General features: G+C 72.3%; 11 protein-coding genes and 2 pseudogenes. 10 read left to right on the top strand and 3 right to left on the bottom strand.

The genetic code is table 11. The features are described from left to right. The 5 genes and pseudogenes from GTY47_RS32880 to GTY47_RS32865 form a co-directional block, all read left to right on the top strand. The coding region (locus GTY47_RS32880) for a flavodoxin-dependent (E)-4-hydroxy-3-methylbut-2-enyl-diphosphate synthase (RefSeq protein WP_010042780.1) at positions 1-425 on the top strand (425 nt) is incomplete at its 5' end. A gap of 312 nt (positions 426-737) precedes the next feature. Continuing rightward, on the top strand, positions 738-1,586 hold the full coding sequence (locus GTY47_RS32875) for a GNAT family N-acetyltransferase (protein ID WP_010042778.1): 849 nt from the start codon (positions 738-740) through the stop codon (positions 1,584-1,586). Positions 1,587-1,616: 30 nt separating this feature from the next. Beyond that, positions 1,617-2,018, top strand: a pseudogene (locus GTY47_RS32870) (GNAT family N-acetyltransferase); the annotation flags it as partial. Next, positions 2,012-2,179, top strand: a pseudogene (locus GTY47_RS41980) (TerD family protein); the annotation flags it as partial. The pseudogenes GTY47_RS32870 and GTY47_RS41980, both read left to right, overlap by 7 nt. Before the next feature lie 72 nt (positions 2,180-2,251). Continuing rightward, positions 2,252-3,952 carry a proline--tRNA ligase gene (locus tag GTY47_RS32865; protein ID WP_010042773.1) on the top strand — a complete coding sequence of 567 codons (1,701 nt, stop codon included), beginning with the start codon at positions 2,252-2,254 and terminating at the stop codon, positions 3,950-3,952. Between the two features lie 39 nt (positions 3,953-3,991). On the opposite strand, the gene GTY47_RS32860 is transcribed toward GTY47_RS32865, so the two are convergent. From GTY47_RS32860 to GTY47_RS32850, 3 genes are read right to left on the bottom strand one after another with little or no spacing between them, the layout of a single operon-like run. After that, a complete protein-coding gene (locus GTY47_RS32860; protein WP_010042771.1) occupies positions 3,992-4,891 on the bottom strand; it encodes an aminoglycoside phosphotransferase family protein in 900 nt (299 codons plus the stop codon). A 48-nt stretch (positions 4,892-4,939) separates the two neighbouring features. Beyond that, on the bottom strand, positions 4,940-5,404 hold the full coding sequence (locus GTY47_RS32855; RefSeq protein WP_010042769.1) for a ferritin-like domain-containing protein: 465 nt from the start codon (positions 5,402-5,404) through the stop codon (positions 4,940-4,942). Then, positions 5,401-5,928 carry a hypothetical protein gene (locus GTY47_RS32850; RefSeq protein ID WP_010042767.1) on the bottom strand — a complete coding sequence of 176 codons (528 nt, stop codon included), beginning with the start codon at positions 5,926-5,928 and terminating at the stop codon, positions 5,401-5,403. Before GTY47_RS32850 ends, GTY47_RS32855 begins: the two co-directional genes overlap by 4 nt. A 205-nt stretch (positions 5,929-6,133) precedes the next feature. Here GTY47_RS32850 and rimP point away from each other — a divergent pair, with 205 nt between their 5' ends. The 5 genes from rimP (at position 6,134) to GTY47_RS32825 (ending at position 11,778) form a co-directional block, all read left to right on the top strand. Then, positions 6,134-6,634: a ribosome maturation factor RimP gene (gene rimP / locus GTY47_RS32845; protein WP_010042765.1), complete on the top strand. Its 501-nt coding sequence runs from the start codon at positions 6,134-6,136 to the stop codon at positions 6,632-6,634. Between the two features lie 2 nt (positions 6,635-6,636). Then, positions 6,637-7,635 carry a transcription termination factor NusA gene (gene nusA / locus GTY47_RS32840; protein WP_010042763.1) on the top strand — a complete coding sequence of 333 codons (999 nt, stop codon included), beginning with the start codon at positions 6,637-6,639 and terminating at the stop codon, positions 7,633-7,635. Between the two features lie 102 nt (positions 7,636-7,737). Next, complete coding sequence (locus GTY47_RS32835; RefSeq protein ID WP_078602893.1) at positions 7,738-8,034, top strand: YlxR family protein; 297 nt, start codon at positions 7,738-7,740, stop codon at positions 8,032-8,034. 145 nt (positions 8,035-8,179) lie between these two features. Further along, positions 8,180-11,224 carry a translation initiation factor IF-2 gene (gene infB / locus GTY47_RS41975; RefSeq protein WP_078602892.1) on the top strand — a complete coding sequence of 1,015 codons (3,045 nt, stop codon included), beginning with the start codon at positions 8,180-8,182 and terminating at the stop codon, positions 11,222-11,224. 260 nt (positions 11,225-11,484) lie between these two features. Beyond that, positions 11,485-11,778, top strand: a complete 294-nt coding sequence (locus GTY47_RS32825; protein ID WP_010042759.1) for a DUF503 domain-containing protein — start codon at positions 11,485-11,487, stop codon at positions 11,776-11,778. Positions 11,779-11,783 lie beyond the last annotated feature (5 nt).

Raw genomic sequence — 11,783 nt, 5'->3', positions numbered from 1 at the left:
CGATCCGCGTCTCGCTGAGCGCGCCCCCGGCCGAGGAAGTGAAGGTCGGCCTCCAGATCCTGGAGTCGCTGGGCCTCAAGGAGCGCGGCCTGGAGATCGTCTCCTGCCCGTCCTGCGGCCGCGCCCAGGTCGACGTCTACAAGCTGGCCGAAGAGGTCACGGCCGGCCTCACCGGCATGGAGGTTCCGCTCCGCGTCGCCGTCATGGGCTGCGTCGTCAACGGCCCCGGCGAGGCCCGCGAGGCCGACCTCGGCGTCGCCTCCGGCAACGGCAAGGGCCAGATCTTCGTCAAGGGCGAGGTCATCAAGACCGTCCCCGAGTCCAAGATCGTGGAAACCCTCATCGAGGAGGCCATGAAGCTGGCCGAGCAGATGGAGAAGGACGGCGTCACCTCCGGCGAGCCGTCGGTGGCGGTAGCGGGCTGACCGCCCGGCGACCGATCCGGCCGGGAGGACCGCACGCCGGCTCCCGGCCGCGCTGCTCCCCCCGGTGCGAGGGCGGACCGGGTGCGGCCACTGTGCCCCTCCCGGCTTCCTCTCACCGTGCCCTCCCGGTCCCAAATGCGACATCTCCCTGTCCTCTGTCACTGGTACGCCGCCCTCGGACCGGGAGCCGACGGCCGATGACACCGGGCCCGCGTGCGTCCCGCTGGTCACTGCACGCACGCGGGCGGCACTCCCCAGCTCCGCCAGGTACAGTGCGTGGATCAGCCGACCCCAGTGTGTGAGGCCCCGCACGTGTTGACGCAGACCACCTCACGGGTCCTCGAACCGAGCGACCTGGACGCCGCGCTCGCCATACTCGACCGCGAGCCGGTCGCGAACGCCTTCGTGACGTCCCGGGTGCAGATCGCCGGCCTCGACCCGTGGCGGCTCGGCGGAGAGATGTGGGGCTGGTACGAGGACGGCATGCTGACGTCCCTGTGCTACGCGGGCGCCAACCTCGTCCCGATCTGCGCCACCCCGCGCGCCGTCCGCGCCTTCGCCGACCGCGCCCGCCGGGCCGGCCGCCGCTGCTCCTCCATCGTCGGTCCGGCCGGCTCCACCGCCGACCTGTGGCGGCTGCTGGAGCCCCACTGGGGCCCGGCCCGCGACGTCCGCCGCCACCAGCCGCTCATGGTCACCGACCGCCTGCCGGACGGCATCGCCCCGGACCCCTACGTCCGTCGCGTCCGCAAGGACGAGATGGAGAAGATCATGCCGGCGTGCGTGGCGATGTTCACCGAGGAGGTCGGCGTCTCCCCGCTGGCCGGTGACGGCGGTCTCCTCTACCAGGCCCGTGTCGCCGAACTCGTCGGATCCGGCCGGGCCTTCGCCCGCTTCGACGCGGACGGCAAGGTCGTCTTCAAGGCCGAGATCGGCGCCGCGACCGACCGCGCCTGCCAGATCCAGGGCGTGTGGGTGGCCCCCGAGTACCGGGGGACCGGCTTGGCGGCCCCCGGCATGGCAGCGGTCCTGCGCTACGCCCTGGCCGACGTCGCCCCGGTCGTCAGCCTCTACGTCAACGACTTCAACACGGCGGCCCGCAGGACGTACCAGAGGGTGGGCTTCCAAGAGGTCGGCGCCTTCATGAGCGTGCTGTTCTGACGACGCAGACCCCCCTGTAGGCTCCCCGCCATGGACCTGGTGATCGGCCCCCTCGACCTCTCCGGCCACGTCGACGAGGCCCTGGAAGTCCAAGCGGTGGCATTCGGGCTGGGCCCCGACGAAGTCGCAGTCCGCCGCCAGATCGTCCTGCGCCACATGACCTACCCGGGCGCCCGCGCCCTCGGCGCGACAGCCGGCGGCACCCTCGTCGGCTTCGTCTACGGCATGCCCAACGACCGCGCCCACTGGTGGTCCACGGTCGTGGAGCCGTACCTCAGGGCGAACCACCACGACCACTGGCTCGACGACGCCTTCGTGATCACCGAGCTGCACGTCCACCCGGCCTACCAGAACCGGGGCATCGGGCGCTCCCTGATCACCACGATCACCGACGGCGCCGCCGAACCCCGCTCGATCCTCTCCGCGATCGACACCGAGAGCCCCGCCCGCGCGCTCTACCGCTCCCTCGGCTACCGGGACCTCGCCCGCCAGGTCCTCTTCCCGAGCGCCCCGAAGCCGTACGCGGTGATGGGCGCTCCGCTCCCGCTCCGCCACCGCTAACCGATTTCCAACGCCCGGTGCCCCCCGGATAACCTCCTGCCATCACCCTCCCCCACTCTCGGCCTCGCCCGAGCGGGGGGACCCCCAGCAGCAGGAGCAGAACCATGGCGAACGTACCGGTCCAGCGCATGTCCCAGTTGATGGCGAAGACGTTGCGCGACGACCCGGCGGACGCCGAGGTCCTCAGCCACAAGCTCCTCGTCCGCGCCGGGTACGTGCGCCGCACCGCCGCCGGAATCTGGAGCTGGCTGCCGCTCGGCAAGCGGGTCCTGGCCAACGTGGAGCGCATCGTCCGCGAGGAGATGGACGCCATCGGCGCCCAGGAGGTCCTGCTCCCCGCCATCCTGCCGCGCGAGCCCTACGACGCCACCGGCCGCTGGGACGAGTACGGCCCGGAGCTGTTCCGCCTCCAGGACCGCAAGGGCGGCGACTACCTCCTCGGCCCCACCCACGAGGAGATCTTCACCCTCCTGGTGAAGGACCAGGCGTCCTCCTACAAGGACCTGCCGGTCATCCTCTACCAGATCCAGAACAAGTACCGCGACGAGGCCCGCCCCCGCGCCGGCATCCTGCGCGGCCGCGAGTTCCTGATGAAGGACTCCTACTCCTTCGACACCGAGGACGAGGGCCTCGCCAAGTCGTACGCCCTGCACCGCGAGGCCTACCAGAAGATCTTCGCGCGCCTCGGCCTCGACTACCGCATCTGCGCCGCCACCGCCGGCGCGATGGGCGGCTCCAAGTCCGAGGAGTTCCTCGCCCCGGCCGAGGCCGGCGAGGACACCTTCGCCGACTGCCCGAACTGCGACTTCGCCGCCAACACCGAGGCGATCACGTACGAGCTGAAGCCCGTCGACGCCACGGACGTCCCGGCCGCCGAGGACATCCCGACCCCCGACACCCCGACCATCGAGACCCTCGCCGCCTCCCTCGGCGTCCCGGCCTCGGCCACGCTGAAGAACCTCCTCGTCAAGGTCGACGGCGAGATCGTCGCCGTCGGTGTCCCCGGTGACCGTGAGGTCGACCTGGACAAGGTCGAGGCGCACTTCGCCCCGGCCGTCGTCGAGCTGGTCACCGAGACGGACTTCGCGGCCCGTCCCGACCTGGTCCGCGGCTACGTCGGACCGCAGGGCCTGGACAAGGTCACGTACATCGCAGACCCGCGCGTGGCCCCCGGCACGGCCTGGATCACCGGTGCCAACAAGGCCGGCACGCACACGAAGAACGTCGTCGCGGGCCGCGACTTCGAGGTCGACCGTTACGTCGACGTCGTGGTCGTGCAGGAGGGCGACCCCTGCCCGAAGTGCGGCACGGGCCTCGTCCTCGACCGGGCCATCGAGATCGGCCACATCTTCCAGCTGGGCCGCAAGTACGCCGACGCCCTCAAGCTCGACGTCCTCGGCCAGAACGGCAAGCCGGTCCGCGTCACCATGGGCTCCTACGGCATCGGCGTCTCCCGCGCGGTCGCCGCCCTCGCCGAGCAGAGCGCCGACGACAAGGGCCTGTGCTGGCCCAAGGAGGTCGCCCCGGCCGACGTCCACGTGGTCGCCGCCGGCAAGGCCCTCCAGACCGAACTGGCCCTCGACATCTCCCAGAAGCTGGCCGCCGCCGGTGTCCGGGTCCTGGTCGACGACCGCCCCGGCGTCTCCCCGGGCGTCAAGTTCACCGACTCCGAGCTGATCGGCGTACCGCAGATCCTGGTGGCCGGGCGGCGCGCGGGCGACGGCGTGGTGGAACTGAAGGACCGCCGCACCGGCGAGCGCGAGGAGCTCACGGTCGAGGAGGCCGTCGCCCGCCTCACCGCGTAGGGCCCGTGGCGGCGTGAGCGCCCCGGCCGCCCGGGGCGCTCACAGCCAGCCCGCGAACTCCAGCAGCAGCTCCGCGTCCCGGGGCCGTCCCACGCGTCCCGCCCGCACACCGGACTCCACGGCCCGGAACAACGTCCAGCCGCGGAGCCGCTCCTGGTCCACGTCCAGGGACTCGGCCAGCCGCTTCACCCGCCGCCGGGTCGTCGCCGCACCGGACGGCTGGGCGATCAGGTCCTCCACCCGGTCGCGGACCAGCCGCGCCAGATCGAACGCGCACTCGCCGACCACCGGGTCGGGGCCCACGGCCAGCCACGGCATCCGCTCCGCGGAGAGCACCTTGCTCTGCCGGAACGTGCCGTGCAGCAACCGGTGTTCGGGCGGCGCGGCCAGCAACTCCTCGCGCGCGGCGAGCGCCAGGCCGACCAGCGGGGCCACCTCGGGATCCGCCTGCGCCCGGGCCCGCATCGCCTCGGCCTGCCGCCCGGTGCGCTCGGCGACGGTCTCGAAGGGGAAGCCGTCAGGCGGCTCGACCCACAGCCGCCGCAGCGTCCCCGCCGCCTCCAGCAGCGCCTTCGCCTCCGGCAGCGACCGCACCGACACGTCCGGATGCAGCCGCTCCAGCAGCAGCACCCCCTCGGGGGTACGGGGGTCGAGCAGCTGTACGGCACCCCGTCCGCCCCAGTGCGCGAGCGCGGCCCGCTCCGCCTCAGGGCGAGCCCGGCCCGGCGCCAGCTTCAGCACGGCGGGCGTTCCGTCGGCCGTCCGCACCAGCACGACCAGGCTGCTGCGCCCCCCGGGCACCTGCACCCGCTCCACGGTCAACTCGCGTAGCGCGACGGCCTGCTGCGCCGCCTCGGGCAGCTTCTCCAGCCAGTCGTCACCGTCCGGTGCCGTCTCACCGAGCGCCCTGACCAGACGCTTCGGCGGTTCGAAAACCATGCGCGAGTCGTTCCCTTCGTGCTGTCCGCGGTGCGTGCCCTGGGCGGGTCACGCGGTCGGCGCCGCCAGGGGCGGGGCCGTGCCGGCCCGCTCGGCGAGCCCAGGGAAGGCTACGCTCTCGCCGCGCCAGCGCACCGCCCGCACCGCCGCCTCGCGCAGCGCCTCGGCGGCCAGGGCCCGCCGCGCACCGCCCGCCGCGCGCACCAGGTCCGAGTACACCCCGGCCACCCGGTCCTCCAGCTCGGCGGCGAGCCGCACGGCCGCCGCCGCGTCCGGCACCGGGAACGGCAGCGCGTACCCGGCGGCCGCCGCCACGGGCCTGCCCCCCAGGTCCTTCACCTCGCGTACCAGCGCGTCCCGGCGCGCCCGGTGCGCGTCGTACGCCATCCGTGCGTCGACGCGCCGCCCGTCGCCGATCCGCCCGCCGACCACGCCGTACCCGTACACCGCCGCGTGCTCGGCCGCCAGCGCCGCCTGGAGGGCCCGCAGCTCCCGGTCCTTCGCCTCGCTCACGCGCCACCCTCCGTCAGCAGATACACGTGCGCCGCCCCGGCCGCCGCCACCGAGGCCAGCAGCCGCGCCAGCTCGCCCGGCACGTCGAGCAGCGCCTTGGCCCGCCGGTCGGCGAGCTCCCGCTCCGCGGAGGCGAGGGCGGCGAGAGTCTCCTTGTCGTCGCCCGGCACGGTGGCGGCCGAGGCGGAAGCGGAAGGGGAGGAGGGAGAGCGGGACGGCTGCCGGCCCGGGCCCCCTCCGAAGGCCTGCGCATGCCGTACGGCCGCCTCCCGCAGCGGCCGCAGCCGCTCCGCGAGCCCCGGGCGGGCGGCGATCACCGCGGCGTACCGCTCCGCCAGCTCCTCGCTGTCCCGCGCCGCCCGCGCGCGTGCCCGGCGCTCGGCCGCCGACGGGCCGTCCTCCGGGACATCCGGACCCTCGCCCCCGGCGGTGCAGCCCGCCAGGGCGAGGGCCGTCGGGCCGACGGCGAGCAGAGTCCTTCTGCGCGGCCCGTAGCGGGTGCGCGGAGATGAGGGGAACGGCACGTCAGACGTCCTCGGGGCTCGTGCGGGAAAGAAGCGACTCCAAAGGGCTGAACGCCCGTGATCACGGTACCCGGGCCCCCGCCCCGGACCACTCAGCGGCACCGTTCGTCACCGGGTGGACGGCAACACACCCCGCGACCGGATACCCTTTGACCAGACACGCGACCCATCCCACAACAGCACACGCGGCCGAGGAGTCACCCGGATGAGCACCACCCAGAGCGAGAGGCTGCGAGAACTGCTGGAACCGCTCGTCACATCCCAGGGCCTGGATCTCGAAGAGATCGAAGTGGACTCCGTCGGACGCAAGCGTGTGCTGCGCGTCGTCGTCGACTCGGACACGGGCGCCGACCTGGACCAGATCGCCGATGTGAGCCGCGCGCTCTCGGCGAAGCTCGACGAGACGGACGCGATGGGCGACGGGGAGTACACCCTCGAGGTCGGCACCCCGGGCGCGGAGCGCCTCCTCACGCAGCACCGGCACTACGTCCGCGCCACGGACCGGCTGGTGAAGTTCCAGCTGGCCGAGGGCGGCGAGCTGGTCGCCAGGATCCTCAAGGTCGACGACGAGGGAATCGACACCGAGGTGCCCGGGGTGAAGGGCCGCAAGGCCACCGCGCGCAGACTCGCCTTCGACGACATCGTCCGGGCGCGTGTCCAGGTCGAGTTCAGCCGCAAGGACAACAAGAAGGAAGAGGAGGCGTAGCCGTGGACATCGACATGAGTGCCCTGCGGGGCTTGGTTCGGGAGAAGGAGATCTCCTTCGACCTGCTGGTCGAGGCGATCGAATCGGCCCTCCTCATCGCCTACCACCGCACCGAGGGAAGCCGCCGCCACGCGCGCGTGGAGCTCAACCGGGAGACCGGCCATGTGACCGTGTGGGCGAAGGAGGACCCCGACGACCTCGAGGAGGGCCAGGAGCCCCGCGAGTTCGACGACACCCCCACCGGTTTCGGCCGGATCGCCGCCACCACGGCCAAGCAGGTCATCCTGCAGCGCCTGCGCGACGCCGAGGACGACGCGACACTCGGTGAGTACGCCGGCCGCGAGGGCGACATCGTCACCGGTGTGGTCCAGCAGGGCCGCGACCCGAAGAACGTGCTGGTCGACATCGGCAAGCTCGAGGCCATCCTGCCGGTGCAGGAGCAGGTGCCGGGCGAGACCTACCCGCACGGCATGCGGCTGCGCAGTTATGTCGTCCGGGTGGCCAAGGGCGTCCGCGGCCCGTCCGTGACGCTGTCCCGGACGCATCCCAATCTGGTGAAGAAGCTCTTCGCCCTGGAGGTGCCGGAGATCGCCGACGGGTCCGTGGAGATCTCTGCGATCGCCCGTGAGGCCGGTCACCGCACGAAGATCGCCGTACGGTCCACCCGGTCCGGCCTGAACGCCAAGGGCGCCTGCATCGGCCCCATGGGCGGCCGCGTGCGCAACGTGATGGGCGAGCTGAACGGCGAGAAGATCGACATCGTCGACTGGTCGGAGGACCCGGCCGAGATGGTGGCGAACGCGCTGTCCCCGGCCCGGGTCTCCAAGGTGGAGATCGTGGACATGGCGACCCGGTCGGCCCGGGTGACCGTGCCCGACTACCAGCTGTCCCTGGCCATCGGCAAGGAAGGGCAGAACGCCCGCCTCGCGGCCCGGCTGACCGGCTGGCGGATCGACATCCGGCCGGACACGGAACCGGCCGCGGACCGGACCGGGGAATAGATCCAAGCCGCGGGTCGTTCAGATCACGACAGGTTCGGGCGCGGCAACTGTTCGAATCCTGCCCCAAAGGGGTGAGGCGCCTACGGGGAGGTAGACTTAACGGTGTCTGGCCGGACGCGCACCCGAGCATGCCCTGAACGCACCTGTGTGGGGTGTCGGGAGCGGGTGGCCAAGGCCGATCTGTTGCGGATCGTGTTGATCGACGGCGCATGCGCCCCTGATCCACGCGGTACGCTGCCCGGCCGGGGTGCGTATGTGCATCCCACACCGGTCTGTCTTGACCAGGCGGTTCGCCGCCGGGCGTTCACGAGGGCACTGCGCGCCCCGGGAGCGCCCGACACAAAGGCGTTGCGCCGGTACGTCGAGCAGACAACAGTTGCCGATCAGGCAACACGGTAAGACGTGCCGCACGGAACCCCGTGCGGTGTAGGTACCTCGCGAGTCGAAAGCAGGTCGAGATTGCGATGAGCACTCGATGAGTACGCGATGAGTACGCCCATGAACTAGCGACGGTCCGGCTTCACCCGGACCTCAAAGGAGCGAAGTGGCTAAGGTCCGGGTCTACGAACTCGCCAAGGAGTTCGGTGTCGAGAGCAAGGTCGTCATGGCCAAGCTCCAGGAGCTCGGTGAATTCGTCCGTTCGGCGTCTTCGACCATCGAAGCGCCCGTTGTACGCAAGCTGACTGACGCATTCCAGCAGGGCGGCGGCAACGGCAAGTCCGCCGCGAAGCCCGCGGCCCCCAAGAAGGCCGCCCCCCGTCCCGGCGCGCCCTCTCCGGCGCAGGCGGCCCGTCCGGCTGCCCCGAAGCCGCCGGCCGCGCCCAAGCCTCCGGCCGCCCAGCAGCCGTCGGCCCCGTCGTCCCCGGCGCCGTCCCCCGGCCCGCGTCCGACGCCGGGCCCCAAGCCCGCGCCGCGTCCGGCCCCGGCCGCGCCCGAGTTCACGGCGCCGCCCGCGGCTCCGTCCGCTCCGGCCGGCCCCAAGCCCGGCGCGCGTCCCGGCGCCCCCAAGCCCGGCGGTCGCCCTTCCGGCGGTCCCGGCCAGGGCCAGGGCGGCCAGGGCCAGCGTCCCGGCGGTCAGGGCTCGCGTCCCGGTGCCCCGGCTCCGCGTCAGGGTTCCCGTCCGGCCGGTCCGCGTCCGGGTAACAACCCCTTCACCTCGGGTGGCTCCACCGGTATGGCGCGCCCGCAGGCGCCCCGTCCGCAGGGTTCCCGTCCGGGCCCCGGCGGCCCCGGCGGCGGTCCCCGTCCGCAGGCGCCCGGCGCCCAGGGCGGCGGTCCGCGTCCGCAGGCTCCGGGCGGCAACCGCCCGACTCCGGGCTCGATGCCGCGTCCGCAGGGCGGCGGTCCGCGTCCCGGCGGCGGTTCCGCCGGTCCGCGTCCGAACCCCGGCATGATGCCGCAGCGTCCCGCTGCCGGCCCGCGTCCCGGTGGCGGCGGTCCTGGCGGCCGCGGTCCCGGCGGCGGCGGTCGCCCCGGTGGCGGTGGCGGTCGTCCGGGCGGCGGCGGCTTCGCCGGTCGTCCCGGTGGCGGTGGCGGCGGTTTCGCCGGCCGTCCCGGCGGTCCCGGTGGCGGTGGCGGCGGTTTCGCAGGCCGTCCGGGTGGCGGCGGCGGTGGCCGTCCCGGCTTCGGCGGTCGTCCCGGCGGCCCCGGTGGCCGTGGTGGCACGCAGGGCGCCTTCGGCCGTCCCGGCGGTCCCGCGCGTCGTGGCCGCAAGTCGAAGCGGCAGCGCCGTCAGGAGTACGAGGCCATGCAGGCCCCGTCGGTCGGCGGTGTGATGCTGCCTCGCGGCAACGGCGAGACCGTTCGCCTGTCGCGCGGTGCCTCGCTCACCGACTTCGCGGAGAAGATCAACGCCAACCCGGCGTCGCTCGTCGCGGTCATGATGAACCTCGGCGAGATGGTCACGGCCACGCAGTCCGTCTCCGACGAGACGCTCCAGCTCCTCGCCGACGAGATGAACTACACGGTTCAGATCGTCAGCCCGGAGGAGGAGGACCGCGAGCTCCTGGAGTCCTTCGACATCGAGTTCGGCGAGGACGAGGGCGACGAGGAGGACCTGATGGTCCGCCCGCCGGTCGTCACCGTCATGGGTCACGTCGACCACGGTAAGACCCGGCTCCTCGACGCCATCCGCAAGACGAACGTCATCGCGGGCGAGGCCGGCGGCATCACCCAGCACATCGGTGCCTACCAGGTCGCGACCGAGGTCAACGACGAAGAGCGCAAGATCACCTTCATCGACACCCCGGGTCACGAGGCGTTCACCGCCATGCGTGCCCGTGGTGCGAGGTCGACGGACATCGCGATCCTGGTCGTCGCGGCCAACGACGGCGTCATGCCGCAGACGGTCGAGGCGCTCAACCACGCCAAGGCGGCCGACGTCCCGATCGTCGTCGCGGTCAACAAGATCGACGTCGAGGGCGCGGACCCGACCAAGGTGCGCGGTCAGCTGACCGAGTACGGCCTGGTGGCCGAGGAGTACGGCGGCGACACGATGTTCGTCGACATCTCCGCCAAGCAGGGTCTGCACATCGACTCCCTGCTGGAGGCCGTGGTCCTCACGGCCGACGCCTCGCTCGACCTGCGGGCCAACCCGAACCAGGACGCGCAGGGCATCGCGATCGAGTCCCGTCTCGACCGCGGCCGTGGTGCCGTGTCGACGGTCCTCGTCCAGCGCGGCACGCTGCGGGTCGGCGACACCATGGTGGTCGGCGACGCGTACGGCCGAGTCCGGGCGATGCACGACGACAACGGCAACCTCGTCACCGAGGCGGGTCCGTCGACGCCGGTGCAGGTCCTGGGCCTGACCAACGTCCCGGGTGCGGGCGACAACTTCCTGGTGGTCGACGAGGACCGTACGGCCCGTCAGATCGCGGAGAAGCGTGCCGCTCGCGAGCGCAACGCGGCCTTCGCCAAGCGCACGCGTCGTGTGTCGCTGGAGGACCTGGACAAGGTGCTGAAGGCCGGCGAGGTCCAGCAGCTGAACCTGATCATCAAGGGTGACGCTTCTGGTTCCGTCGAGGCACTCGAGTCCTCCCTGCTCCAGCTGGACGTCGGCGAGGAGGTCGACATCCGCGTCCTGCACCGCGGCGTCGGTGCGGTCACGGAGTCCGACATCGACCTGGCGATGGGCTCGGACGCCATCGTGATCGGCTTCAACGTGCGCGCCGCCGGGCGTGCGCAGCAGATGGCCGAGCGCGAGGGCGTGGACGTCCGCTACTACTCGGTCATCTACCAGGCGATCGAGGAGATCGAGGCGGCCCTCAAGGGCATGCTCAAGCCGGAGTACGAAGAGGTCGAGCTCGGTACGGCGGAGATCCGCGAGGTCTTCAAGTCGTCCAAGCTGGGCAACATCGCGGGTGTTCTCATCCGCTCCGGCGAGGTCAGGCGCAACACCAAGGCCCGCCTCATCCGCGACGGCAAGGTGGTCGCGGAGAACCTCAACATCGAGGGCCTGCGTCGCTTCAAGGACGACGTCACCGAGATCCGCGAAGGGTTCGAGGGCGGTATCAACCTCGGCAACTTCAACGACATCAAGGTCGACGACGTCATCGCGACGTACGAGATGCGCGAGAAGCCGCGGGTGTGACCCACGGTTCCCAGACCGGCCGACGGGGCTCCTGCCCCGTCGGCCGGCTGGCCGTTGAAGGGGTGCAGGGGACGCAGTCCCCGCCGGGGTCCGGGGCGGAGCCCCGGGAGCTGTACCTCATCGGCCAACCGTGTCGGGCGGGTGGGTGGGCAAGGGAAAACCCCGTCGAGCCACCGGCAGGTACGCGGTACCGTTCTTGATGTCCCTGCCCCGACCGCAGGGCCATCGATCCCGTACCGGCGGGTCATCCGGATACACACATGTACGTGGGGACGCTGTCCTTCGACCTGCTCCTCGGCGACGTACGGTCGCTGAAGGAGAAGCGCTCCGTCGTCCGCCCCATCGTCGCCGAGCTCCAGCGCAAGTACGCGGTGAGCGCGGCCGAGGTGGATCACATGGACCTCCACCGCAGGGCCGTCATCGGCCTCGCGCTGGTGTCCGGCGACGCGGGGCACCTGAGCGAGGTACTCGACCGGTGTGAACGGCTGGTCGCCGCCCGCCCCGAAGTGGAGCTGCTGTCCGTCAGGCGGCGCTTCCACGGCGAAGACGACTGACGACC

The sequence above is a fragment of the Streptomyces sp. SID5464 genome (assembly GCF_009862985.1).
GTDB classification, from domain to species: domain Bacteria; phylum Actinomycetota; class Actinomycetes; order Streptomycetales; family Streptomycetaceae; genus Streptomyces; species Streptomyces chartreusis_D.
Note: the sequence above shows the minus strand (reverse complement) of the source record. Positions and strands in the feature narration are given on the sequence as shown.